The following is a 22,448-nucleotide window of genomic DNA, read 5'->3' on the forward strand; positions in this document are numbered from 1 at the left end:
AGCTCTCTGGCTGTCATTCGACGGCGGACGCTTCAATCTTGTCCAGGCGCGGCGCCTTGCCATTGCAACGACGCTGATCCTGACGCTGGGCCACTTCCTGCACCTCACGGCGAGTTACGAGGTCGGCCAAGCTGATACCGCTGAGAAATTCGTGAATCTGCAGGCTCAGGTCGCACCACAGGTGATGGGTCAGGCAGGTGTCACCGGAGTGGCAGTCGCCCTGGCCCTGGCATTTTGTTGCATCGACCGATTCGTTCACCGCATCGATCACCTGAGCCACCTGGATGCCCTGCATGTCGCGGGACAACTGGTAGCCACCGCCCGGACCGCGAACACTGGAAACCAGGTTACTGCGGCGCAGCTTGGCGAAAAGCTGTTCGAGATAGGACAGGGAGATGCCTTGGCGCTCGGAGATATCGGCCAGGGACACCGGCCCGTGTTGCGCGTGCAACGCCAGGTCAAGCATGGCGGTCACGGCGTATCGGCCTTTTGTAGTCAGTCGCATGGACAATTACCACGGAGTTCGGAATGGGCGGGAGTATGCAATTCCCGAGCATTTAAGTCAACTATAAGACCTAGTGCTTTAGTCGGGTTTACCCGCAAAAGAGCGCGCGAATGATAGCAGGGTCTGCGGCCTAATGGCACACCGGTCGGCAGCAGCCCTGCAAGTGCGTCAGTGGAGCTTGGATTCGTCCTTGCCCTTGACGCAAGCGAAGTCTTCTTCACGCAGCTCGGGCAGATCTTTCGCACAGTAATTGCTGCCCAGATCCTTCAGCGCACCGCACATCCCTTCCAGACGTCCGTCTACTGCCTGCAGGTGATCGAGCAACTGCCCGATGGCACGCGCCACCGGATCGGGCATGTCTTCACTGACGCCGTAGGCGTCGAAGCCGATCTTCTCGGCCATCGCCTTGCGCTTGGCGTCGGCCTCATCATCGGACTTGACGATGATCCGGCCCGGAATCCCAACCACGGTGGCACCCGGAGGCACTTCCTTGGTGACCACGGCATTGGAACCGACCTTGGCGCCGGCCCCCACAGTGAACGGACCGAGCACCTTCGCGCCCGCCCCCACCACAACGCCATCGCCGAGCGTCGGGTGACGCTTGCCCTTGTTCCAGCTGGTACCACCCAGGGTCACACCCTGATAGATCGTCACGTCGTCGCCGATTTCAGCGGTTTCGCCGATCACGATGCCCATACCGTGGTCGATGAAGAAGCGCCGACCGACCTTGGCGCCCGGATGGATCTCGATTCCGGTCAGCCAGCGACCGAAGTTCGACACCAGCCGCGCCAGCCATTTCAGATCATTGCGCCAGAGCATGCCGGCCAGTCGATGAATCCAGATTGCATGCATGCCGGGGTAGCAGGTCAGGACTTCAAAAGCGTTACGCGCCGCCGGGTCTCGGTGGAATACGCTCTGGATATCTTCACGCAAACGCTCGAACATCATTAATCCTTCCGCTTAAGGAGCTCGCCACGGGCCGCTTTCTGGGTTTCCGTGAGGATGCCACGCAAAATATTCATTTCCGCCCGGCTGACCGAGCTGCGTCCGTACAACCGGCGCAGGCGCGCCATCAAGTGCCGCGGCTTTTCAGGATCGAGGAATTCGATGGCCACCAGAGTCTGCTCCAGGTGTTCATAGAACCGCTCCAGCTCATCCATGGTCGCAAGCTCTGCGCTTTTCACGGAGGCCACTTCTTCCTTCTCGATCTTGGTCGGCTGGCCTTGTGCAGCCAGCCACGCCATGCGCACTTCATAACTCAACACCTGCACCGCCGCCCCGAGGTTCAGCGAGCTGAACTCAGGATCGGAGGGGATGTGCACGTGATAGTGACATCGCTGCAGCTCGTCATTGGTCAGGCCGGAATCTTCACGACCGAACACCAGCGCGATTTCCGCGCCCTGCCCGGCCTCCTCGACCACTTTGGTCCCGCACTCGCGCGGATCCAGCAATGGCCAGGGAATACGCCGGTCACGGGCACTGGTGCCGAGCACCAGATTGCAACCGACCAAGGCGTCTTCCAAGGTGGCGACGACTTGGGCGTTTTCAAGGATGTCACCGGCACCGGAAGCACGGGCATCGGCTTCGTGATGCGGAAAGACTCGCGGATCAACCAGCACCAGCCGCGACAGGCCCATGTTTTTCATGGCGCGCGCGGTCCCGCCGATGTTTCCCGGATGGCTGGTGTTGACCAGGACGACACGAATATTTTGCAGCACGGCGGGCGCTCTCGGACTCGGCAAAGGGGTGCAAATCTTACAGAACAGCCTACCGTTAAGCTATGAAAGCGAACAGCGACCTTCACCTGAAGAAAAGTTCTGATAGAATGCGCGGCTTTCTTTAACAACCTTAGGTGACACATCCATGCAGCCCATGCTGAATATCGCGCTGCGCGCCGCCCGCAGCGCCAGTGAACTGATCTTCCGCTCCATCGAGCGCCTGGATACCATCAAGGTCGACGAAAAAGACGCCAAGGATTACGTATCCGAGGTCGATCGTGCCGCCGAACAGAAAATCATCGACGCCCTGCGCAAGGCTTACCCGAATCACTCGATCATGGGTGAAGAGACCGGCCTGCACGCCGGCACCGGCATCGAAGGCGAAGAATACCTGTGGATCATCGATCCGCTGGACGGCACCACCAACTTCCTGCGCGGCATTCCTCACTTCGCTGTCAGCATTGCCTGCAAATACCGTGGTCGCCTGGAACACGCCGTTGTTCTGGATCCGGTTCGCCAGGAAGAATTCACCGCCAGCCGTGGTCGCGGCGCTCAACTGAACGGTCGTCGCCTGCGTGTCAGCGGTCGTACCAGCCTGGACGGCGCTCTGCTCGGTACCGGCTTCCCGTTCCGTGACGACCAGATGGACAACCTCGACAACTACCTGGGCATGTTCCGCGCCCTGGTTGGCCAGACTGCCGGCATCCGCCGCGCCGGTTCGGCGAGCCTGGACCTGGCTTACGTGGCCGCCGGCCGTTTCGACGCGTTTTGGGAGTCGGGCCTGTCCGAGTGGGACATGGCCGCTGGCGCCCTGCTGATTCAAGAAGCAGGCGGCCTGGTGAGCGACTTCACCGGCGGTCACGACTTCCTTGAAAAAGGCCACGTCGTTGCCGGCAACACCAAATGCTTCAAGGCAGTTCTGACGGCGATCCAGCCGCACCTGCCGGCCTCGCTGAAGCGCTAAGCGTTTCGCGAAACCAAAAAAACACCCTTCGGGGTGTTTTTTTATGGGCATGAAAAAGCACCCCGAAGGGTGCTTTTTTTATAAGCAGTCAACCAATCACTGGCCCGGCTCGTTCTGCGACAGGATCAGCTTGCCTTCCTTGTCGACCGGAATCTGGTTGCCCGGATCACGATCCATCCGCACCTTGCCTTCCTTGCCGTCCAGCGAATACCGGACGTCATAGCCCACGACCTTGTCGCTGATGTCATTCACGGTGTTACAGCGAGTCTGAGTCGTGGTGTAGGTATCACGCTCCTGCATACCCTCCTGAACCTTGTTACCGGCGTAACCACCACCGACCGCACCGGCCACCGTGGCAATCTTCTTGCCAGTGCCGCCGCCGATCTGGTTACCCAACAGACCACCTGCCAGCGCACCGACCACGGTACCGGCAATCTGGTGCTGATCTTTCACCGGCGCCTGCCGGGTCACTGTCACATCCTTGCACACTTCACGTGGAGTCTTGATCTGTGTTTTGACCGGTTCTACGGCCAGCACTTGCGCATACTCAGGGCCGCTTTTAACCAGGCTGTAGGTGGCAACAGCACCCCCGGCAGTCACACCGACAGCACCCAATACCGCACCAACCAGCAACGACTTGTTCACATGAACCTCCTGACCATCACATGCGGGACGCGCCCGCGCTTCTCCCAGCCTTGGAGCAAAAAAAAAGACGCGAGTTCAACTCGCGTCTTTTTTGACTGACATCCGGGAAAACGATAGCCGTTATGGACGGTCGTCGACTTCCTTCTCGGTGTTGACCGGCGGAATCAGGTCTTCAGTCGACAGGTTCAGCCAGATCAGCACCACGTTGGCGATGTAGATCGACGAGTAGGTACCCGCCAGAACACCCACCAGCAGCGCCAGGGAGAAGCCGTACAGGTTGTCACCGCCGAAGAACAGCAGAGCCGCGATCGCCAGCAAGGTCGAAACCGAAGTCGCGATGGTCCGCAGCAGGGTCTGGGTGGTCGAGATGTTGATGTTCTCGATCAGCGTGGCCTTGCGCAGAACACGGAAGTTCTCACGCACCCGGTCGAACACGACGATGGTGTCGTTGAGCGAGTAACCGATGATCGCCAGTACCGCCGCCAGCACCGTCAGGTCGAAGGTGATCTGGAAGAACGACAGGATACCCACGGTCACGATCACGTCGTGGATCAGCGACACGATGGCGCCGACCGCAAACTTCCACTGAAAGCGGAAAGCCAGGTAGATCAGGATGCCGCCGAGCGCCAGCAGCATGCCCATGCCGCCCTGGTCGCGCAGTTCTTCACCGACCTGCGGGCCGACGAACTCGACGCGCTTGACGGTCGCCGGGTTGTCGCCGCCGACCTTCTGCAGCGCTTCCGCCACCTGATGGCCCAGCTGCGGGTCTTCACCCGGCATGCGCACCAGCAGATCGGTGGTCGCGCCGAAGTTCTGCACCACGGCTTCGTGATAACCGGAAGAAACCAGCTGCTCGCGCACTTTGGTGACATCGGCCGGACGCTCGTAGGTCAGCTCGATGAGCGTACCGCCGGTGAAGTCCAGACCCCAGTTCATGCCCTTGTGGAACACACTGAAGATTGCCAGCAAGGTCAGAAATACGGTGACGCCGAACGCAAAGTTGCGGACGCCCATGAAGTTGATTGTACGTAACATGGCAGCCCCTTAAATCCACAACTTCTTGAAGTCACGACCGCCGAAGATCAGGTTGACCATCGCGCGGGTGACCATGATGGCCGTGAACATCGAAGTCAGAACCCCGAGGGACATGGTTACTGCGAAGCCCTTCACCGGGCCGGTGCCCATGGCGAACAGGATGCCGCCGACCAGCAAGGTGGTCAGGTTGGCGTCGAGAATCGCAGTGAATGCCCGACCGAAGCCTTCGTTGATTGCACGCTGCACGGTCATGCCGGCGGCGATCTCTTCACGAATCCGCGAGAAGATCAGCACGTTGGCGTCGACCGCCATACCCATGGTCAACACGATACCGGCGATACCCGGCAGGGTCAGCGTGGCACCCAGCAGCGACATCAGCGCCAGCAGCAGCACCATGTTCACCGCCAGTGCAACGGTGGCGATCAGGCCGAAGAAACGGTAGATGGCGATGATGAACAGCGAGACGAACAGCATGCCCCACAGCGATGCATCGATACCCTTGGTGATGTTGTCCGCACCCAGGCTCGGACCGATGGTGCGCTCTTCAGCGAAGTACATCGGAGCAGCCAGACCACCGGCACGCAGCAGCAGCGCCAGCTCGGACGACTCGCCCTGGCCGTTCAGGCCGGTGATACGGAACTGAGCACCCAGCGGCGACTGAATGGTCGCCAGGCTGATGATCTTCTTCTCTTCCTTGAAGGTCTGCACCGCGACGTCTTTCTCGACGCCGTCGACCACTTGCTTGGTGTAAGTGGTGACCGGGCGCTGCTCGATGAAGATCACTGCCATGCTGCGACCGACGTTACTGCGGGTCGCGCGGCTCATCAGCTCGCCACCGTGGCCATCCAGACGGATGTTCACTTCAGGCGTGCCGTGCTCGCCGAAACCGGCCTTGGCGTCAGTCACCTGGTCACCGGTGATGATCAGGCCACGTTCGATCTGGGCAGGAGGACGCTTGCCTTCGCGGAATTCGAAGGTCTCGGAAGTGGCTTTCGAAGCGCCCGGCTCTGCAGCCAGACGGAACTCGAGGTTGGCCGTCTTGCCGAGGATACGCTTGGCTTCGGCAGTGTCCTGCACGCCCGGCAGCTCAACCACGATACGGTTGGCGCCCTGACGCTGGACGATCGGTTCGGCAACACCCAGCTCGTTGACGCGGTTACGTACCGTGGTCAAGTTCTGCTTGATGGAGTATTCACGGATTTCCGCCAGCTTGGCCGGGGTCATCGCCAGACGCAGCACCGGTTGACCGTTGAGGTCGGCCGGAACAATGTCGAAATCGTTGAAATTCTTGCGGATCAGCGCACGGGCCTGTTCGCGGGAATCAGCATCGCTGAAGCCCAGCTGAATGGCGCCATTGAGTTGCGGCAGGCTGCGATAACGCAGTTTCTCTTTGCGCAACAGGCTCTTGACGTCGCCTTCGTAGACTTTCAGGCGGGCGTCGAGGGCTTTGTCCATGTCCACTTCCAGCAGGAAGTGCACACCACCGGACAAGTCCAGACCCAGCTTCATCGGGTGCGCGGCCACGCTGCGCAGCCATTGCGGGGTGGTTTGTGCCAGGTTCAGCGCGACGACGTAGTCATCACCCAATGCCTTGCGGACAACGTCCTTGGCCGGCAGCTGGTCTTCAGCCTTGGTCAGACGGATCAGACCGCCCTTGCCGTTCGCAGCCAGGCTCGAAGCCTTGACGTTGATCCCGGATTCCTTGAGCGCGGTGCTCACGCGATCCAGATCGGCCTGATTGACCTGCAGGGCCGTGCTGGCGCCGCTGATCTGAATGGCCGGGTCATCGGGGTATAGATTCGGAGCGGAATAAATCAGACCGATCGCCAGCACCGCCAGGATCAGAATGTATTTCCACAGAGGATATTTGTTCAGCATCACGCCGCCCGTTATGAACGCGGGGCGCCTTGCGCGCCCCGTCGATTGAGTAGAAGTTGGAACCTTAGATCGCTTTCAGCGTGCCTTTTGGCAGCGTGGCGGCGATGGCGCCCTTCTGGAACTTCATTTCCACGGTGTCGGAAACTTCCAGAACCACGAAGTCATCAGCCACTTTGGTGATCTTGCCGGCGATGCCGCCGGTGGTGACCACTTCGTCGCCCTTCTGCAGGCTGCTCAGCAGGTTCTTCTGCTCTTTGGCGCGCTTGGCCTGTGGACGCCAGATCATCAGGTAGAAGATGACCAGGAAGCCGACCAGGAAAATCCACTCGAAGCCGCCGCCCATAGGCGCTGCAGCCGGTGCAGCCGCGTCAGCCATGGCATTAGAGATAAAAAAGCTCATTTAGCACTCCAGTTGCAAATGTTGAATCTTGGGGTCAGAAAACTCAGTCCAAAGGCGGAACGGGAAGCCCGCGTTTGGCGTAGAAGGCATCGACAAAGGCGGCCAATGTACCCTGTTGAATAGCCTCGCGCAAACCAGCCATCAGCACCTGATAATGGCGCAAATTGTGGATGGTATTGAGCATGCTGCCGAGCATTTCGCCGCACTTGTCCAGATGATGCAGATAAGCGCGGGAGAAGTTCTGGCAGGTATAGCAATCGCAGGTCGGATCCAGAGGCGAATCATCATGGCGATGGAACGCGTTACGGATCTTCAGCACGCCTGTATCAATGAACAGATGCCCGTTGCGGGCATTACGGGTTGGCATCACGCAATCGAACATGTCCACACCGCGGCGCACACCCTCAACCAGATCTTCCGGTTTGCCAACGCCCATAAGGTAACGAGGTTTGTCAGCCGGCATCATGCCCGGCAGGTAGTCCAGCACCTTGATCATTTCGTGCTTGGGCTCGCCCACCGACAGACCGCCGATGGCCAGGCCGTCGAAACCGATCTTGTCCAGGCCTTCCAGCGAGCGCATGCGCAGGTCCTGGTGCATGCCGCCCTGGACGATGCCGAACAGCGCCGCCGTGTTGTCGCCATGGGCATTCTTCGAACGCTGGGCCCAGCGCAGCGACAGTTCCATGGACACACGGGCGACGTCTTCGTCAGCCGGGTACGGCGTGCATTCGTCGAAGATCATCACGATGTCCGAGCCCAGATCGCGCTGGACCTGCATCGACTCTTCCGGGCCCATGAACACTTTCGAGCCGTCGACCGGGGAGGCGAAGGTCACGCCCTCTTCCTTGATCTTGCGCATGGCGCCGAGGCTGAACACCTGGAAACCGCCGGAGTCGGTCAGGATCGGGCCTTTCCACTGCATGAAATCGTGCAGGTCGCCGTGTTCCTTGATCACTTCGGTGCCCGGGCGCAGCCACAGGTGGAAAGTGTTGCCCAGAATGATCTCCGCGCCCGTGGCGACGATGTCACGCGGCAACATGCCCTTGACCGTGCCGTAGGTGCCCACCGGCATGAAGGCCGGGGTCTCGACGGTGCCACGAGGGAAGGTCAGACGACCACGACGAGCCTTGCCATCGGTGGCAAGCAACTCGAAAGACATACGACAGGTGCGACTCATACGGATTCCTCTGGGCCGCGGGGGGCGGGATTACGGGTGATGAACATCGCATCACCGTAGCTGAAAAAGCGGTATCCGTTATCGACCGCGGCTTTGTAGGCAGCCATGGTTTCCGGATAACCGGCGAATGCCGAAACCAGCATCAACAGCGTGGATTCAGGCAAATGGAAATTGGTGACCAGGGCATCGACCACATGGAACGGCCGGCCCGGGAAAATAAAGATGTCGGTGTCGCCGCTGAACGGCTTGAGCACGCCATCGCGGGCGGCGCTTTCCAGCGAACGCACGCTGGTGGTGCCGACAGCGATGACTCGGCCGCCGCGCTCACGGCAAGCAGCGACTGCATCGACCACATCCTGACCGACTTCCAGCCACTCGCTGTGCATGTGGTGATCTTCGATCTTCTCGACGCGCACCGGCTGAAACGTGCCGGCGCCGACGTGCAGTGTGACGAACGCGGTCTCGACGCCCTTGGCGGCGATCGCTTCCATCAGCGTCTGATCGAAATGCAGCCCGGCGGTCGGTGCCGCCACCGCGCCGAGTTTCTCGGCATACACGGTCTGATAGCGCTCGCGATCCGAACCTTCGTCCGGGCGGTCTATATAAGGAGGCAACGGCATGTGGCCGACGCGATCGAGCAGCGGCAGCACTTCTTCGGCAAACCCCAGCTCGAACAGCGCATCGTGACGCGCCAGCATCTCGGCTTCGCCGCCGCCGTCGATCAGGATCTTCGAACCCGGCTTCGGCGACTTGCTGGAACGCACATGAGCCAGCACGCGGTGAGTATCGAGCACGCGTTCGATGAGGATTTCCAGCTTGCCGCCGGACTCCTTCTGCCCGAACAGGCGCGCCGGAATCACCCGGGTATTGTTGAACACCATCAGATCGCCGGGGCGCAAATGCTCCAGCAGATCAGTGAATTGACGGTGTGCCAGGGCGCCGCTGACCCCATCCAGGGTCAACAGGCGACTACCGCGACGCTCGGCCAAAGGATGGCGGGCAATCAGCGAATCAGGAAGCTCGAAGGTAAAGTCAGCAACGCGCATGATGGGGTTCGTCTAGCAGGGCCGGAAAGTCTAGCGGAAATATCGAAAATTGACCATGAAACGTGATTGACCAACGGTAGGCACCTCTCTATACTTCGCCGCCATTGAGCCCTGATGGCGGAATTGGTAGACGCGGCGGATTCAAAATCCGTTTTCGAAAGGAGTGGGAGTTCGAGTCTCCCTCGGGGCACCAAAATTAAGAAAGGTCTTGCTTAGCAAGGCCTTTTTTTTCGTCTGTCGGAAAGTGCCGCTGGCCCTCCGACGAGATCTCACACAGGTTCACCCCATGGAAACGTCACTGGAAACCGTCGCCCTGTTCTCCCTGAAACTCGCGTACGAGGAAGAAGGCCTGAGCCCGATCCTGCGCGATGACATGGTCATGGGCGACTACCAGAAAGACGTATTCGAACTGCTGGTGCGCCGGGGTGATGTCGAGACGATCCAGTTCAAGATGAACGAATGCCTGGCGCTGGCGATGGATGCGTTGGGTGGCGTCGAGAAACCGTTGGGGCGGGAACTGCACAAGTTGTCGACGGACTTCAGTCAGGCGCAGTCGCTGGAGCAGCTGGATCAGCCGCTCCTCGCGCTCAAGGGTTATTTGAAGGACATTCTTTAAGCTGCACAGATGAAGAAAGTGGCGCGCAGCTTCTATTTTGATATCTTGCCGTCCACTCGCTAGAGGCCGGTCAACCGCCTCATTTATCGCGCACTCGGGAATAAACCAAAATGGATGCTGTGTTGTGCTTGCTGGTGATGGCTGGAACCTGGCTGTGGGTGGTGAAGCAACGAGGTGAGTGGAACCTGTTGCTGGCCAACCTTGCCGGCGCCGGAAGCGGCGTGGTTACCGGCATTGTGTTCACGCTGATTTACGACGCAGTCATTGGTACGTCAATGGCGACACCCAATCTGCATCGCAGTCTGGTGGTGTTCATCACCAGCGCGGGCGTTCTGGCGGGGGTATGGCTGTGGATTGCCAATCGTCGCCAACCCGAACATCCGGTCGCACGTCAGTTGCTCGGCGCGGTGTGTGGCTTGGTCGCCGGCATGGCGACCCTGCTGTTTCTGGCGGTGAATTATTTCCCCCAGACGTGACTGGACGGCGTGACTGTTTTGCGGTCAGCGCCGAGCCTTCAACACCCGAATCTCAGTAGGAAACCCATCCGCCCCCACCAGTTTCTTCCAGCCCACATACTGAAACTCGCCCCGCTCATCGATGTAATCGCCCTTCTCCACCGACCTGCCGCCGACGATCGCCACGCGCTTTTCCTCGCCACACCCGCCATCCGACGGCCGCACGGTGTAGATCACATACGGCTTCACATATTGCGTGGCGCGAAAGTATTGGCCGCAGACTTCATCGACGGTAATCATCATGGTTTTCAGGCGTGCTTCGCCGTCCATGTCTTCGTGGAGTTTGAGGAAGGAGATTTCGCCGACATCGCTGTAGCCGAGTGAACGGGCACGTTGGTATTCGGGGGAGTTCTGGTGGGCGATCCGGCCTTGCTCGGCAGCCTGGTTCATTCTGTCGGCGAACTCGGCTTTGCCACGGGCAATCATCGCATCGGCCTCGGCCGCCACGTTTTCGCATTGAGCGAATTCCCCGGAGGCGAGATACTGGGGCGGCAGGTTCGGGCGGTGCTCATTCATGCTCCCCAGGCTGTTCTCCAGATCGCCCATCACCTCAAAGGCACCGGATACGCGACCGCTCTGGACGTCGGCCATTTTTTCCTGCATTCGCTGACAGTTGGCGAGGTAATACTTCCAGCTGTTTTCCGGGTGCTCTTTCCAGGCGGCGAATGCCGGAGTCAGCGTGGTAGCAAGGACGAACACACAAAACAGACGGCAGGTTTTGAGAGCAGGCATGAGTAGTCCATTACGGAGATGAAGTCAGTGGCGCGACGCTACTATTTTGCTATCTTGCCGTCCACTGTCGAGCAAGGTGCCAAGGGCCTGATCAACACCGATTCCGAAGGAAGAATGCGATGGAAATAGCCGTTATGTTTTTTGCCTGGGCGGCCATGTGGGTATGGGTCGTCAAGCAACGTGGTGCCTGGAATCTGATCCTCGCCAATGTGCTCGGTGCCGCCAGCGGCATGATGGTAGGCGTGGTGGTCTCGGAGTTTTACATTCGCCTGTTCGGGGCGGACCGGCCGCCCATACCCGGGCTAATGGGCACAGTGCTGCAGATGCTGACAACCGCGGCGGCACTGGTGGGTGTATGGATGCTGGTATCCCATCGATCGCAGGTCGAACATCCTGTTGCGCGTCAGCTACTGGCAGGTCTTTGCGGCACCGTGGCCGGCCTGACAACATTCATGTTTTTTGCACTCAAATAATTTTACCGGCGTTGAATGCGATGGTTGCTGTAGCAGCGGATGTCTATTTTGCTATCTTGCCGCCCATCTCAGCACTGCGAGCGCTGAATTCAGGTTTTGCAGGTTTAAGGAAAGGATCGAATGGAGTTTTTGCGTTTTCTGGCATTTGTCGCGGCCTGGGGTTTCATGTGGCGCTGGGTGGTGAAAAACCGCGGCAGCTGGAATCTGTTTTACGCCAACCTGGTCGGTGTCGCGGGCGGTTTCATTGTTTCGATGGTGGTGCTGGCGATCACTTTTTCACTGTTCCCGTCGGCGCATCGCTACGAAGCCGCGCAGACTGAAAACGTCGTGGCACAGCAGCAAGCCGAGCCGACCTCGTTGCTGCCGGAGGCCGAGGCGGTTGCGAGCCCTGCTGCGCTGAAAGATGCGCCGGTGTTTGCCGCTATCGAGCCGGACAACAAGCCCTCTCCAGCGGATTCCGCGTTGCTGCCGAACTACGCCAGTCGCGCGCCGAAGAAGATGTCGGTGCAAACCGTGATCGACCAGAGTGACGATGAGGGGCGCAAGGCCCTGACGGCGCTGAGCAAAAAACTGCGCGCCGACGCGCAAGGCGACAAGTCGATGCTCGCGTATGTCATGTGCAGCCCGTTCGTGACCAGCACCTTGCGCTTCCCCGCATCTGCCCGGTTTGCCGACAGCAAAAGCCTGACGCCGCAGCGCTTCAAGGATCAGGTTTACACCTTCAGCAACACCGTCACCGCGCGGAACATGAATGGCGACGACGTGACGTACCGCTTCGACTGCTCCGTACAGGAACAGCCAAGAGTCGACGCGACACCTGCCGAATGGCGCCTGTTGGCGCTGAAGCTGGAAAAAGCGGGCTCTTAAGCCTGGTTTAAGGGTTCGAGGCGCCGGCTGCGCTATCATCGCCGGCCTGTGCGCCTTGAGCTTTTCCCCCGATGCCTCCGACACTTGATGACCTGAGCCCGTTGCCTGCTGTTCTGGCCGGGCCACTGCTGCGCCGACTGGAACCGACGCGCTTAGTGTTTTGGCTGGTCGGCAGCCGCGAACTGTCGTTGACCTTGCGCCTGCAAGGGGTAGGAGACATTCCACTGGATGCCGGGAAATGCACGGTCATTCCGGTAGGCACCCGGGCGTTTGTTCACCTGATCGATGTCCCTCTCGAAACCGCCCTGCCCTGCGACACCCGCATCGACTACGACCTGTTGATCGATGGCCAGCAGCCGATCGCCGACTGGGCGCCACACCTGCTCTACGACAACGCCAGCGGCCCGAACTTCGTCCTGCGCTCGCGCATCGACCAGTTGCTCCACGGTTCCTGCCGCAAGCCCCATCACCCAGCCGCCGACGGCCTGCTCTGCGTTGACCGGTTACTGGCCGCCGAAACCGATCCGCAGCAACGTCCCGCCCTGTTGATGATGAGCGGCGATCAGGTTTACGCCGATGACGTGGCCGGCCCGATGTTGCGGGCGATTCATGCCTTGATCGAGCGCCTCGGCCTGTTCGGTGAGCACCTCGAAGGCGCCGTGGTCAGCGACAGCGCCAAGCTCTACGAACACCCGGCCAGTTACTACCACCGCGCAGATTTGCTGCCGGCACTCGAGAGCAACGAGACACTGCGTGAGCGTTTCTTCGGCGGTGCACGCAAGCCGATTTTCACCAGCAGCAGCGCCGACAATCACCTTGTGACGTTCGCCGAAGTCATGGCGATGTATTTGCTGGTGTGGTCGCCAACCCCTTGGACACTGGTCAATCCGCAGCCGCCAGCACTGACGCCTGAACGCCTCAAGCGCTATGCCCTCGAACAGACTCGCATCGACGGATTCAAGGCCGGCCTCGGCCAGGTGGCCCGGGCATTGGCGCACTTGCCGAGCCTGATGATCTTCGATGACCACGACATCACCGATGACTGGAACCTGTCCGCGCAATGGGAGGAAACGGCCTACGGCCACCCGTTCTCCAAACGCATCATCGGCAACGCGCTGATCGCCTACATGTTGTGTCAGGGCTGGGGCAACAATCCGAATGCATTCAGCGCTGTGCTGGAGAAAACCCGTGGCCTGAGCGCCAGCGGTGACGACCGCTATCTCGACGCTCCCGTGCAGGACAAACTGATTGATGAACTGTTGCGCTTTCAGCAGTGGCATTTCGTATTGCCGACCAGCCCGGCGCTGGTGGTGCTCGACACCCGCACCCGACGCTGGCGCAGCGAGATGGCGCTCAAGCAACCGTCGGGTTTGCTGGACTGGGAAGCCTTGAGCGAACTGCAGCAGGAACTGCTCGACCATCCCTCGGCGATCATCGTTTCGCCAGCACCGATCTTCGGCGTGAAGCTCATCGAAACCGTGCAGCGAGTATTCAGCTGGTGCGGTTATCCACTGCTGGTGGACGCGGAAAACTGGATGGCCCATCGCGGCGCGGCCCAGGTGATCCTGAACATTTTCCGACACTCGCGTACACCGGGCAGTTACGTGGTGCTGTCAGGCGACGTGCATTATTCCTTCGTATACGAAGTCCTGATCCGACACCGCAAGGCCGGCCCGCGCATCTGGCAGATCACCAGCAGCGGCATCAAGAACGAGTTCCCACCCACCCTGCTGGAATGGTTCGACCGCCTCAACCGCTGGCTCTACTCACCACGCTCGCCGCTCAACTGGCTGACCAAACGCCGCCGCATGCGCATCGTCCCGTACGTACCGGAACACGCCGAAGCGGGTGAACGGCTGTGGAACTCGGCGGGGATTGGTCAGGTGTTTTTCAATCAACAGGGGCAGCCGAAAGACATCATCCAGCACAACTCGAATGGCGCACCGAAGACCCGGATGCTGGCACCGGATTTGTCGGACTACCCTGATTAGAAAAATCTCACGTAGAGAGTGAGAGGGATGGCAGGCTCGTCAGAATCAGCTTACAGAAGGCACAGAAACGTCTCGATGAGACTTCGGTGATACTCAGCACACCGCAGGCAGCCCGTCTGTGGCACAACCACTGATAGGTATCGCCTTGTCATCCTGTACTCATTTCTGTACGTTCTTTGCATCAAGCGAGGACTACAACATGGACACTATCAACTACACGAAAGCTCGTGCGCACTTGGCTGAAACCATGGATCGCGTGAATGAAGACTGCGCCCCACTTCTGGTAACCCGCCAAAAAGGCGAGCCTGTAGTGATGATGTCTCTGGCCGAATACAACGCGCTGGAAGAAACGGCCTATCTGCTGCGTTCTCCGGCAAATGCCGAGCGCTTGATCAAATCGATTGGCGAAATGCGCGCTGGAAAAGCCAAAGTCAGGCAACTGATTGAAGAATGAAAATCCAGTTCACGCCAACGGGCTGGGAAGACTACTTATGGTTTCAGCAAAACGATAAGGCCGGTCTCAAACGAATCAATCTTTTGATCAAAGCGATCCAGCGCCACCCCTTTGAAGGCTTGGGTAAACCGGAGCCGCTCAAGCACAACATGAGCGGCTTCTGGTCACGGCGGATAACTGCCGAGCATCGCCTAGTCTATGCAATCGTAGACGGCGAAATCTGCGTCATAACTTGCAGATTTCACTACTGACCGAGGGACGAGACATGGCTCAGAGAACGGCCAACCCCTCTGACAATCATCCCCACCTCCCGCTCATCAATCGTCAGCGGCGGCAGCAGCCGGATCGTCTTGCCGCGAGTGACGTTGATCAGCAGTCCATGATCCCGCGCGGCAATCAGTGTCAGGTCGCGGATCGGCTGTTTCAGTTCGATGCCGATCATCAGCCCTTGCCCGCGAATCGCCAGCACATTCGGATTGTCCGCCAGCTCTGCACGCAAGCGAGTCAGCAGGCGCTCGCCTTGAACCCTGGCATTTTCCAGCAGACCTTGTTCCTCGATAATCTCGAGCACGGTGCAACCCACCCGGCACGCCAGTGGATTGCCGCCGAAGGTGCTGCCGTGGCTGCCGGGGGTGAACAGATCCGCCGCCCTGCCCCGTGCCAGGCAGGCGCCGATTGGCACTCCGTTGCCCAGGCCTTTGGCGAGGGTCATGACGTCGGGAACGATGCCTTCGTGCTGAAACGCGAACCAGCGGCCGGTGCGGCCGATGCCCGTCTGGATTTCGTCGAGCATCAGCAGCCAGGCGTGGCGATTGCACAACTCGCGCAGGGCCTTGAGGTAGCCGGGCGGTGCCAGTTGCACGCCGCTTTCACCCTGAATCGGCTCGACCAGAATCGCCACGATCCGCTGACCATGTTTGCGCTGCACTTGCTCCAGCGCCTGAAGATCGCCGAATGGCACTTTGATGAAATCCCCGGGCAAGTCATTGAAACCCAGGCGCACCGCCGGGCCATCGCTGGCGGACAAGGTGCCGAGAGTACGGCCATGAAACGCGTTGGCCATCACCACCACCAGCGGCTGTTCGATGCCTTTGCGCCAGCCGTACAGGCGCGCCAGTTTCAGCGCGGTTTCGTTGGCCTCGGCACCGGAATTGTTGAAGAACGCCCGCTCCATCCCCGCCAGCCGTGTCAGCTTCTGCGCCAGCGATTGTTGCCAGTCGATGCTGTAGAGATTGGAGGTGTGCAGCAGCAATCCCGCCTGCTCACTGATCGCCGACACGATGCGCGGGTGCGAATGGCCGACATTGGTCACCGCCACACCCGCCACCGCGTCCAGATATTCGCGCCCCGCCTGATCCCAGAGTCGAGTGCCCAGGCCTTTGATGAAGCTCAAGTCCAGCGGTTGATAGGTGTTCATCAGGGCGGTGGTCATGTCGGCAAACTCCAGCGAGGTGAGGTGCTGGCAGTATGGTTATCCACCTGAACTGGATAAACTCGGCAAAACTTCAATCATTTAAAAGCCGGGCTTGATAATGGATCTGTTCCAGTCGATGAGCGTGTACGTCAAGGTTGTGGAGTCCGGCAGCATGACGGCGGCCGCGCTGCAGTGCGAAATGTCCACGACCATGGTGGGCAATCACCTGCGGGCATTGGAGCAACGGCTCGGTGTGCAATTGCTGCAACGCACCACCCGCCGCCAGCGACTGACCGAGTTCGGCAGCGTTTATTACCAGCGCTGCCTGGAAGTGCTTGGCCTGGTCGCCGACTCCGAACGCCTCGCCGAGCAGACGCTGGATGAACCGCGCGGCATTCTGCGGGTTACTGCGCCGCTGACCTTTGGCGTTGAACGTCTGGCCCCGGCGCTCAGTGAGTTTTCCCTGCAATGTCCGCAGGTCAAACTCGACGTGATCCTGACCAACCGCCGTCCGGATCTGCTGGAAAGCGGTCTCGACGTGGCCTTCCGACTGGGCCACTTCGACCAGTCCAACCTGATCGCCCGCCCGCTGATCGACTACACCCTGACCGTCTGCGCCTCCCCGGAATATGTGGCCCGACGCGGTATGCCGCTCACGCCTGAGGAACTGCGCCAGCACGACTGTCTGTCTTTCGCCTACCCCGCCGGCGATGACTGGCAATCGGTGGAAAAACAGTGGCGCCTTAGCGGCCCGGACGGAGAAATCATGGTCGACGTCAAAGGCCCGATGCTGATCAACAGCTCCGCCGGCCTGCATCAGGCCGCGCGCACCGGCATGGGCATCGTGATGCTGCCGGACGCACTGGTGGAACAGGATCTGCGCGACGGCAGACTGGTGGTGGTGATGCCGGACTACCAGCCGCCGAACCGCCCGATGCATCTGCTCTACGCGCCGGATCGCTATCGGCTGCCGAAACTGCGTCGCTTCGTCGAGTTCGCCATGCAGATGTGGGGCAGACCGTAAGCAACGCGGCTACTGTTGGAAATACACCAGGGACGGAATCAACGAATGAACAAAGGCATTTCAATACGCGACCTTCTGCTCACGGAAGTGGAGGCAGCAAGGCAGTTTCTAGAACGGCACGGCTGGGGCCATCGCACCGGCACCGCCGAACATTTCGCACAGCTTGTTCAGAACTCTCAGCGCACTGCCGTTGCATTGAGCGGCCAGCAGATTATCGGTTTCGCCCGTGGCATCACCGATGGCTTGTCCAACGGCTACCTGTCGATGGTCGTGGTCGACGGGCAACACCGGCGCGCGGGCATCGGGCGGGCGCTGGTCGAACATGTGATGGGCGATAACAGCGACATTACCTGGGTTCTGCGTGCCGGGCGCGAAGGTGCGGAAGCGTTTTTTGCCAGCCTGGGGTTTGAACCGTCGGTGATCGCGATGGAGCGTTTACGGCTGAAATAGCCGACGGTTACTGTGACCCCGGCTATGCTCCACCCTCCTCCTTTTCCAGCATGGATGCTGCGCAATGCTCACGATTCTGCAAAACACTCCGATACGGGTTTACCTGATTTTTCTGCTGCTGGTTTATTTCGGCATCAAGGCTTTCTCTCCCCGCCGCGAAAGCCGTGCCTCGATGCTGATAACGCCCCCGGCGTTTTTGGCGTGGTCGCTGTATTCCCTGAATTTGACGATCAACCCGGCGCTGTTTTTGAGCACATGGTTCGCCGCGCTGTTGCTGGGCGGTCTCTCGGCCTGGCTGGTGTTCTCTCGGCGGGGCGTGGTGCTCGACGACTCTGCGAAAGGGCTGATCATGCCGGGCACGGTAAAAATCCTGATCATGTACCTGATGTTCTTTTCCGCGAACTTCTACTTCGGTTACCAGAATGATGTGAATCCGGAGCTTTCCGCGTCGCCGGACATGCTGCTGCTCAAGGCCGGCATTTCGGGGTTCATGTGCGGCCTGATCAGCACTCGTTCGCTGAAGCTCTACTGGACGCTGCGTGGCCTGACGTCCCGGCGGCTACCGGAGAACGCTGTCGCCAATGAATGAGCCAAGGCACGCGCGGTGTCTGGTTGCCCCTCACAAATCATCCGGATAAATAATCGGCACCGCCGGCCCCTTGCTCCGTGACAACGCCGCCGCGCTCCCCTAAATTAGTCGGCCTGAAAAAGCCCCCAGCGCTTTCTCGTCTCATCTCAAGTTAAAAAAGTAGTGAAATTTCAATGTCCGATTTCAACACCGCTGAATCCGTAGTCACTCTGTCGTCCAAAGCGGAATACGAAAACTCCATCAATCTTTCACAACACATCCCACAGGCTAAGATCATCAGCGAGATGGTGCTGGACGCGTTCCAGTCGAGCCGCGAGAGCGATCAGATCCGCGAACTGCGCGCCGCGATCCGTCAGGCCCACGACCGCTTCGATGACGACCAGGCCTATGAGCTGATGGGCGAACTCAAGCGCCTGAAGGACGCCGAAGCCGCCGACATCGCCGCCCTCGAAGACCTCAGCAGCAAGTTCCCGATCAGCCGCATCCTGTCGAGCTTCAAGGACGATCCGGCGTTCCAGGAAATCGTCTACGGTCTGGCCCTCAAGGTTCTGAACCAGACTCACCAAGCGATCAGCAGCCCGAGCGGCGGCAAGAGCAAGGCCGCACGCGCCAAGAAAGACGTCGAAGTGTTCAGCATCAGCAAGGACGGCCTCAGCGTGACCCTGCCAATGCGCACACCGCGTTCGCGCCTGAGCGTGGATCGCGAGGCGCTGGAGTTCCTCGGTTTCACCTTCGTCGGTGAAGGCGACGAAGCAGAAATCGAAGGCGAAACCTTCGTCGACAACGCCGGCACCGAGCACGCAATCAACCGCAAGAACATCATCACCGCGCTGCAACAGCAGACCGCGTTTGATGGCTACAGCATCGCCGCCCAGTAATACCGGCGCCGACGAAAAAGCCCCGCTCTGACATTCAGGCGGGGCTTTTTGTTGTGCGGCTTTCAGCGATTACGCCGAAGGATGCACTGCGGCGATCATATCGACTTCGATGGCTGCGTTTTTCGGCAACTGATAGACGCCGACGGTGGTGCGGGTATGGCGCCCGACATCGCCCAACACATAACTGAATACATCCGACGCGCCGTTGGCGACTTCGCTGAGGTCAACGAAATCCGGCGTGGACTTCACGTACACCGTGACCCGCAACAACGACCTGACCTTGTCCAGCGAACCGACTGCATCGACGATAAAGGCCAGACAACGCATCGCGCTGATACTCGCCGCGGCCTGCGCATCCTTGAGCGTCAGCTCCTGCCCCACCCGCCCCGGATACTGAATCTTGCCCTCGGTGCGCGGCACCATGCCGCTGATGTAAATCTCATCGTGATGACGGATCAACGGCGCGTAATTGCCACCCACCGTGTTCTCACCGTTGATGTCGTAATTCAGCTCTTTTGCCAGGGCAATGAAGCGCTCGTCGCAGGTCATCCTCTCAGTCATTTCGCCCAGCCTCTTGATCGATGCATGAAAACCGCAGATTACGACAGTCGAGCGCCAAACAGTGCATGGCGCCATAACTGACAGGGTTGGATCCAAATCTAGGTCTTTTGCCAGTACACCGCAACCCGTGGCTGCTACAACGAAAAAGCCCCGCACGAGATAAACCGTGCGGGGCTTTATTTAGACTTGGAAATGACTTTAAACAGCGCTCAATCGCTCGACCATGTCAGGGAATTTTTCCACCAAACGGATCAGCAAGGCAGCCTGAGCGTTGGGCTTTGATTTCTCCTGCTCCCAGTTTCTCAGGGTGCTCGGACTTGTCCTGATTCGCCTGGCAAAAACCGCCTGTGACATGTGCAGTTTTTCCCGTAGCGCTACGATTTCCTGGGCACCGACTTCCGGGGCGGGTTTGTCCTCGAGTGTCGTATTACGTAGCGTGATTTTTCCTTCGCGTTGAGCCGCCATCTCATCAACGCCCTGCATCAATTCTGCAAACAGGTCGCGCTTTTTCATGGGGTACCTCGTGTTTTCTTGTTCTCATTCAAAAACTATAAGCAAATTGCCTATAGCAGAACAATAAACACCTTTCGTTGCGAGCAACAAAAAACCCCGCTCATCTCTCGATGAACGGGGTTTCTCGTACAACGTTCGAACCTTACGGCGCGTACGTCAGCAGCAGCTCGGTCGGCACCTTGAAGTCCAGGGACATCATGACGCTCAACGCGGTGATGGTGAAGATCGAGAACACGAACAGCTTGCGTGCCCAGACCGTGTCATCCACCGCCTTGTAGCCGGTCCAGGCCATGTACAGCCAGTACATGCCCATGGCCGCGGCGACGGCGAGGTAGCTCATGCCGGCGTAACCGCTGAAGGTCAGCATCAAGGTCGCCACGAGGAAGGCCAGGATGTAGATCAGGATGTGCTTCTTGGCCACCTGGATTCCGCGCTTCACTGGCAACACCGGAATCGATGCGGCCAGGTAATCGTTGAAGCGGAAGATCGCGATGGCGTAGGAATGCGGCATCTGCCACAGGCTGAACATCACCAGCAGGGTCAGCGCGGCCATGTCGAAGCTGTTGGTCACGGCCACGTAACCGATCACCGGCGGCATGGCGCCCGACAGACTGCCCACCAGCGTGCCGTGAACCGACTTGCGCTTGAGGTACAGGCTGTAGAAGCCGACGTAGATGATGAAGCCGATCACGGCGAACAGGGCAGCCAACGGGTTGGCCACCTTGTACAGCAACGCAACGCCGGCGACACCCAGGACGGTCGCATAGACCAGGGCCAGTTTCAGGGAGATCAAGCCCTGGACCAGCACCCGGTTCTTGGTGCGTTCCATCTTCAGGTCGATGTCGCGGTCGATGCAGTTGTTGAACACGCAACCGGAGGCCACAACCAGGGAAGTGCCGATCATGGCTGCCAGAAACACGGCCAGATCGACATGCCCTTTCGAGGCCAGGAAGAACCCGCCTGCCACAGAAAGCACGTTACCGAAAATGATCCCCGGTTTGGTGATTTGGATAAAGTGCTTGAGCGACATCGGGTTTACCTCACTTCGCCATCATGTAGGTGTGGATGCTGAACATGATCCACAGCGACAGACCGACCAGCAGCACGATCACGATGGCCGTAAAAACGAACGCAATCACGTTGTTACGTTGAGCGATGGAACGGTCCAGGTGCAGGAAGTAATACAGGTGAACGATCACCTGGATCACGGCGAACAACAGGACGATTGCCAGCGTCGTCGACTTCGGCAGGGTCGGGAACATCACCAGGCCGAACGGGATGACGGTCAGGATTACCGACAGGATGAAGCCAATGGCGTACGACTTTACGCTGCCGTGGCCAGCATCATGGCTGTCATGGGAGTGTGCATTAGCCATTACAGGGTCCCCATCAGGTAAACAACGGTGAATACGCAGATCCACACCACGTCCAGGAAGTGCCAGAACAGGCTCAGGCAGCTCAGACGGGTCTTGTTGGTCGCCGTCAGGCCGTGCTTGTTGACCTGGTACATCATGATGCCCATCCAGATCAGACCGGCGGACACGTGCAGACCGTGGGTACCGACCAGCGTGAAGAACGCCGACAGGAAGCCCGAACGGCTAGGACCGAAGCCCTCGGAGATCAGCAGGTGGAACTCGTTGATCTCCATGGCGATGAAGCCTGCGCCGAGCAGGAAGGTCATGAACAACCAGCCCAGAACCTGCTGCTTTTTACCTTTGTACAACGCCAGCATGGCGAAGCCGTAGGTGATCGAACTGAACAACAGCAGAGCGGTTTCGCCCAGCACGTATGGCAGTTCGAAGATGTCGTGGCCCGACGGGCCACCGGCGACGTTGTTTACCAGTACCGCGTACACCGCGAAGATCGACGCAAACAGAATGCAGTCGGTCATCAGGTAGAGCCAGAAACCGTATACGGTCATCTCGCCCGAGTCGTGGTGATGGTCATCGTGCCCATGGTCATGACCATGGGCGTGTCCAGCATTGGTCACTAAGTTCGACATT

The 22,448-nt window shown here is 59.4% G+C and carries 28 protein-coding genes and 1 tRNA gene; 13 read left to right on the forward strand and 16 right to left on the reverse strand.

Going from position 1 to position 22,448, the window contains the following annotated elements; genetic code table 11:
* Nucleotides 1-13: 13 nt before the first annotated feature.
* From iscR to trmJ, 3 genes are all read right to left on the reverse strand, one after another.
* Entirely contained in the window at nt 14-505 is a 492-nt protein-coding gene (gene iscR / locus PMI24_RS18985; protein ID WP_007956690.1) for a Fe-S cluster assembly transcriptional regulator IscR, read from the reverse strand.
* Between the two features lie 168 nt (nt 506-673).
* A complete protein-coding gene (cysE, locus tag PMI24_RS18990; protein ID WP_007956691.1) occupies nt 674-1,450 on the reverse strand; it encodes a serine O-acetyltransferase in 777 nt (258 codons plus the stop codon).
* 2 nt (nt 1,451-1,452) lie between these two features.
* Nucleotides 1,453-2,223, reverse strand: a complete 771-nt coding sequence (gene trmJ, locus PMI24_RS18995; protein WP_007956692.1) for a tRNA (cytosine(32)/uridine(32)-2'-O)-methyltransferase TrmJ — start codon at nt 2,221-2,223, stop codon at nt 1,453-1,455.
* Between the two features lie 145 nt (nt 2,224-2,368).
* On the opposite strand from trmJ, the gene suhB reads away from it, so the two are divergent.
* Nucleotides 2,369-3,187, forward strand: a complete 819-nt coding sequence (suhB, locus tag PMI24_RS19000; RefSeq protein ID WP_007941397.1) for a type III secretion system regulator SuhB — start codon at nt 2,369-2,371, stop codon at nt 3,185-3,187.
* Nucleotides 3,188-3,283: 96 nt separating this feature from the next.
* On the opposite strand, the gene PMI24_RS19005 is transcribed toward suhB, so the two are convergent.
* The 6 genes from PMI24_RS19005 to queA form a co-directional block, all read right to left on the reverse strand.
* Nucleotides 3,284-3,832: a glycine zipper 2TM domain-containing protein gene (locus tag PMI24_RS19005; RefSeq protein WP_007956693.1), complete on the reverse strand. Its 549-nt coding sequence runs from the start codon at nt 3,830-3,832 to the stop codon at nt 3,284-3,286.
* A 120-nt stretch (nt 3,833-3,952) separates the two neighbouring features.
* Nucleotides 3,953-4,867, reverse strand: coding sequence for a protein translocase subunit SecF (gene secF / locus PMI24_RS19010; protein ID WP_007956694.1), 915 nt, complete (start codon nt 4,865-4,867; stop codon nt 3,953-3,955).
* Nucleotides 4,868-4,876: 9 nt separating this feature from the next.
* Entirely contained in the window at nt 4,877-6,745 is a 1,869-nt protein-coding gene (secD, locus tag PMI24_RS19015; protein WP_007956695.1) for a protein translocase subunit SecD, read from the reverse strand.
* A gap of 64 nt (nt 6,746-6,809) precedes the next feature.
* Nucleotides 6,810-7,145: a preprotein translocase subunit YajC gene (gene yajC / locus PMI24_RS19020; protein WP_007956696.1), complete on the reverse strand. Its 336-nt coding sequence runs from the start codon at nt 7,143-7,145 to the stop codon at nt 6,810-6,812.
* A 43-nt stretch (nt 7,146-7,188) separates the two neighbouring features.
* Nucleotides 7,189-8,304: a tRNA guanosine(34) transglycosylase Tgt gene (gene tgt, locus PMI24_RS19025; RefSeq protein ID WP_161794909.1), complete on the reverse strand. Its 1,116-nt coding sequence runs from the start codon at nt 8,302-8,304 to the stop codon at nt 7,189-7,191.
* A 14-nt stretch (nt 8,305-8,318) separates the two neighbouring features.
* The gene (gene queA / locus PMI24_RS19030; protein WP_007956699.1) at nt 8,319-9,368 is read right to left on the reverse strand and encodes a tRNA preQ1(34) S-adenosylmethionine ribosyltransferase-isomerase QueA; all 1,050 of its coding nucleotides are present in this window, start codon (nt 9,366-9,368) and stop codon (nt 8,319-8,321) included.
* Nucleotides 9,369-9,476: 108 nt separating this feature from the next.
* Here queA and PMI24_RS19035 point away from each other — a divergent pair.
* The 3 genes from PMI24_RS19035 to PMI24_RS19045 all read left to right on the forward strand — a co-directional run bounded on the left by PMI24_RS19035 (nt 9,477) and on the right by PMI24_RS19045 (nt 10,460).
* Nucleotides 9,477-9,561, forward strand: a tRNA-Leu gene (locus PMI24_RS19035).
* Nucleotides 9,562-9,654: 93 nt separating this feature from the next.
* Complete coding sequence (locus PMI24_RS19040) at nt 9,655-9,984, forward strand: hypothetical protein (RefSeq protein WP_007956700.1); 330 nt, start codon at nt 9,655-9,657, stop codon at nt 9,982-9,984.
* Nucleotides 9,985-10,094: 110 nt separating this feature from the next.
* Nucleotides 10,095-10,460, forward strand: a complete 366-nt coding sequence (locus tag PMI24_RS19045; protein WP_007956701.1) for a hypothetical protein — start codon at nt 10,095-10,097, stop codon at nt 10,458-10,460.
* Nucleotides 10,461-10,484: 24 nt separating this feature from the next.
* Here PMI24_RS19045 and PMI24_RS19050 read toward each other — a convergent pair whose 3' ends face one another.
* The gene (locus PMI24_RS19050; RefSeq protein WP_007956702.1) at nt 10,485-11,231 is read right to left on the reverse strand and encodes a hypothetical protein; all 747 of its coding nucleotides are present in this window, start codon (nt 11,229-11,231) and stop codon (nt 10,485-10,487) included.
* Between the two features lie 119 nt (nt 11,232-11,350).
* Between PMI24_RS19050 and PMI24_RS19055 the strand changes: the two genes are divergently transcribed.
* The 5 genes from PMI24_RS19055 to PMI24_RS19075 all read left to right on the forward strand — a co-directional run bounded on the left by PMI24_RS19055 (nt 11,351) and on the right by PMI24_RS19075 (nt 15,267).
* Complete coding sequence (locus PMI24_RS19055) at nt 11,351-11,704, forward strand: hypothetical protein (protein ID WP_007956703.1); 354 nt, start codon at nt 11,351-11,353, stop codon at nt 11,702-11,704.
* A gap of 120 nt (nt 11,705-11,824) precedes the next feature.
* Entirely contained in the window at nt 11,825-12,571 is a 747-nt protein-coding gene (locus PMI24_RS19060; RefSeq protein WP_007956705.1) for a hypothetical protein, read from the forward strand.
* A gap of 71 nt (nt 12,572-12,642) precedes the next feature.
* Nucleotides 12,643-14,562 carry an alkaline phosphatase D family protein gene (locus tag PMI24_RS19065; RefSeq protein WP_007956706.1) on the forward strand — a complete coding sequence of 640 codons (1,920 nt, stop codon included), beginning with the start codon at nt 12,643-12,645 and terminating at the stop codon, nt 14,560-14,562.
* Nucleotides 14,563-14,761: 199 nt separating this feature from the next.
* Nucleotides 14,762-15,016, forward strand: coding sequence for a type II toxin-antitoxin system Phd/YefM family antitoxin (locus PMI24_RS19070; protein ID WP_007956707.1), 255 nt, complete (start codon nt 14,762-14,764; stop codon nt 15,014-15,016).
* Nucleotides 15,013-15,267, forward strand: coding sequence for a Txe/YoeB family addiction module toxin (locus PMI24_RS19075; RefSeq protein WP_007956708.1), 255 nt, complete (start codon nt 15,013-15,015; stop codon nt 15,265-15,267). The genes PMI24_RS19070 and PMI24_RS19075 overlap by 4 nt, the downstream gene beginning before the upstream one ends.
* Here the strand turns inward: PMI24_RS19075 and PMI24_RS19080 are convergent.
* Nucleotides 15,261-16,448 (reverse strand): aspartate aminotransferase family protein, encoded by a 1,188-nt coding sequence (locus tag PMI24_RS19080; protein WP_007956709.1) that lies wholly within the window; start codon nt 16,446-16,448, stop codon nt 15,261-15,263. The genes PMI24_RS19075 and PMI24_RS19080 overlap by 7 nt on opposite strands.
* A 100-nt stretch (nt 16,449-16,548) precedes the next feature.
* Here PMI24_RS19080 and PMI24_RS19085 point away from each other — a divergent pair, with 100 nt between their 5' ends.
* From PMI24_RS19085 to PMI24_RS19100, 4 genes are all read left to right on the forward strand, one after another.
* A complete protein-coding gene (locus PMI24_RS19085) occupies nt 16,549-17,454 on the forward strand; it encodes a LysR family transcriptional regulator (protein WP_007956710.1) in 906 nt (301 codons plus the stop codon).
* A 45-nt stretch (nt 17,455-17,499) separates the two neighbouring features.
* On the forward strand, nt 17,500-17,904 hold the full coding sequence (locus PMI24_RS19090) for a GNAT family N-acetyltransferase (RefSeq protein ID WP_007956711.1): 405 nt from the start codon (nt 17,500-17,502) through the stop codon (nt 17,902-17,904).
* A 64-nt stretch (nt 17,905-17,968) separates the two neighbouring features.
* Entirely contained in the window at nt 17,969-18,493 is a 525-nt protein-coding gene (locus PMI24_RS19095; RefSeq protein ID WP_007956712.1) for a DUF6622 family protein, read from the forward strand.
* A 173-nt stretch (nt 18,494-18,666) separates the two neighbouring features.
* Entirely contained in the window at nt 18,667-19,371 is a 705-nt protein-coding gene (locus tag PMI24_RS19100; RefSeq protein ID WP_007956713.1) for a hypothetical protein, read from the forward strand.
* A gap of 69 nt (nt 19,372-19,440) precedes the next feature.
* Here PMI24_RS19100 and PMI24_RS19105 read toward each other — a convergent pair whose 3' ends face one another.
* The 5 genes from PMI24_RS19105 to PMI24_RS19125 form a co-directional block, all read right to left on the reverse strand.
* Nucleotides 19,441-19,932 (reverse strand): RidA family protein, encoded by a 492-nt coding sequence (locus PMI24_RS19105; protein ID WP_007956714.1) that lies wholly within the window; start codon nt 19,930-19,932, stop codon nt 19,441-19,443.
* A gap of 198 nt (nt 19,933-20,130) precedes the next feature.
* Nucleotides 20,131-20,445 carry a helix-turn-helix domain-containing protein gene (locus PMI24_RS19110; protein WP_007956715.1) on the reverse strand — a complete coding sequence of 105 codons (315 nt, stop codon included), beginning with the start codon at nt 20,443-20,445 and terminating at the stop codon, nt 20,131-20,133.
* A gap of 142 nt (nt 20,446-20,587) precedes the next feature.
* Entirely contained in the window at nt 20,588-21,475 is an 888-nt protein-coding gene (gene cyoE, locus PMI24_RS19115) for a heme o synthase (RefSeq protein ID WP_007956716.1), read from the reverse strand.
* Nucleotides 21,476-21,485: 10 nt separating this feature from the next.
* Nucleotides 21,486-21,821 (reverse strand): cytochrome o ubiquinol oxidase subunit IV, encoded by a 336-nt coding sequence (gene cyoD, locus PMI24_RS19120; RefSeq protein WP_007956718.1) that lies wholly within the window; start codon nt 21,819-21,821, stop codon nt 21,486-21,488.
* Complete coding sequence (locus PMI24_RS19125) at nt 21,821-22,447, reverse strand: cytochrome o ubiquinol oxidase subunit III (RefSeq protein ID WP_007956720.1); 627 nt, start codon at nt 22,445-22,447, stop codon at nt 21,821-21,823. Before PMI24_RS19125 ends, cyoD begins: the two co-directional genes overlap by 1 nt.
* Nucleotide 22,448: the final 1 nt, after the last annotated feature.

Origin of the sequence: Pseudomonas sp. GM25, assembly GCF_000282255.1 — a bacterium.
Classification (GTDB): domain Bacteria; phylum Pseudomonadota; class Gammaproteobacteria; order Pseudomonadales; family Pseudomonadaceae; genus Aquipseudomonas; species Aquipseudomonas aphyarum.

Excerpts from the sequence above, each read along its gene's own strand:
- PMI24_RS19080 (WP_007956709.1), bottom strand. The coding sequence starts at position 16,448 with ATGACCACCGCCCTGATGAACACCTATCAACCGCTGGACTTGAGCTTC.
- PMI24_RS19060 (WP_007956705.1), top strand. The coding sequence starts at position 11,825 with ATGGAGTTTTTGCGTTTTCTGGCATTTGTCGCGGCCTGGGGTTTCATG.
- PMI24_RS19105 (WP_007956714.1), bottom strand. The coding sequence starts at position 19,932 with ATGACTGAGAGGATGACCTGCGACGAGCGCTTCATTGCCCTGGCAAAA.
- PMI24_RS19045 (WP_007956701.1), top strand. The coding sequence starts at position 10,095 with ATGGATGCTGTGTTGTGCTTGCTGGTGATGGCTGGAACCTGGCTGTGG.
- secF (WP_007956694.1), bottom strand. The coding sequence starts at position 4,867 with ATGTTACGTACAATCAACTTCATGGGCGTCCGCAACTTTGCGTTCGGC.
- yajC (WP_007956696.1), bottom strand. The coding sequence starts at position 7,145 with ATGAGCTTTTTTATCTCTAATGCCATGGCTGACGCGGCTGCACCGGCT.
- PMI24_RS19070 (WP_007956707.1), top strand. The coding sequence starts at position 14,762 with ATGGACACTATCAACTACACGAAAGCTCGTGCGCACTTGGCTGAAACC.
- PMI24_RS19065 (WP_007956706.1), top strand. The coding sequence starts at position 12,643 with ATGCCTCCGACACTTGATGACCTGAGCCCGTTGCCTGCTGTTCTGGCC.
- cyoD (WP_007956718.1), bottom strand. The coding sequence starts at position 21,821 with ATGGCTAATGCACACTCCCATGACAGCCATGATGCTGGCCACGGCAGC.
- cysE (WP_007956691.1), bottom strand. The coding sequence starts at position 1,450 with ATGTTCGAGCGTTTGCGTGAAGATATCCAGAGCGTATTCCACCGAGAC.
- cyoE (WP_007956716.1), bottom strand. The coding sequence starts at position 21,475 with ATGTCGCTCAAGCACTTTATCCAAATCACCAAACCGGGGATCATTTTC.
- queA (WP_007956699.1), bottom strand. The coding sequence starts at position 9,368 with ATGCGCGTTGCTGACTTTACCTTCGAGCTTCCTGATTCGCTGATTGCC.
- PMI24_RS19085 (WP_007956710.1), top strand. The coding sequence starts at position 16,549 with ATGGATCTGTTCCAGTCGATGAGCGTGTACGTCAAGGTTGTGGAGTCC.
- PMI24_RS19040 (WP_007956700.1), top strand. The coding sequence starts at position 9,655 with ATGGAAACGTCACTGGAAACCGTCGCCCTGTTCTCCCTGAAACTCGCG.
- PMI24_RS19090 (WP_007956711.1), top strand. The coding sequence starts at position 17,500 with ATGAACAAAGGCATTTCAATACGCGACCTTCTGCTCACGGAAGTGGAG.
- PMI24_RS19055 (WP_007956703.1), top strand. The coding sequence starts at position 11,351 with ATGGAAATAGCCGTTATGTTTTTTGCCTGGGCGGCCATGTGGGTATGG.
- PMI24_RS19110 (WP_007956715.1), bottom strand. The coding sequence starts at position 20,445 with ATGAAAAAGCGCGACCTGTTTGCAGAATTGATGCAGGGCGTTGATGAG.
- iscR (WP_007956690.1), bottom strand. The coding sequence starts at position 505 with ATGCGACTGACTACAAAAGGCCGATACGCCGTGACCGCCATGCTTGAC.
- PMI24_RS19100 (WP_007956713.1), top strand. The coding sequence starts at position 18,667 with ATGTCCGATTTCAACACCGCTGAATCCGTAGTCACTCTGTCGTCCAAA.
- PMI24_RS19075 (WP_007956708.1), top strand. The coding sequence starts at position 15,013 with ATGAAAATCCAGTTCACGCCAACGGGCTGGGAAGACTACTTATGGTTT.
- PMI24_RS19125 (WP_007956720.1), bottom strand. The coding sequence starts at position 22,447 with ATGTCGAACTTAGTGACCAATGCTGGACACGCCCATGGTCATGACCAT.
- secD (WP_007956695.1), bottom strand. The coding sequence starts at position 6,745 with ATGCTGAACAAATATCCTCTGTGGAAATACATTCTGATCCTGGCGGTG.
- tgt (WP_161794909.1), bottom strand. The coding sequence starts at position 8,304 with ATGTCTTTCGAGTTGCTTGCCACCGATGGCAAGGCTCGTCGTGGTCGT.
- suhB (WP_007941397.1), top strand. The coding sequence starts at position 2,369 with ATGCAGCCCATGCTGAATATCGCGCTGCGCGCCGCCCGCAGCGCCAGT.
- PMI24_RS19095 (WP_007956712.1), top strand. The coding sequence starts at position 17,969 with ATGCTCACGATTCTGCAAAACACTCCGATACGGGTTTACCTGATTTTT.
- PMI24_RS19050 (WP_007956702.1), bottom strand. The coding sequence starts at position 11,231 with ATGCCTGCTCTCAAAACCTGCCGTCTGTTTTGTGTGTTCGTCCTTGCT.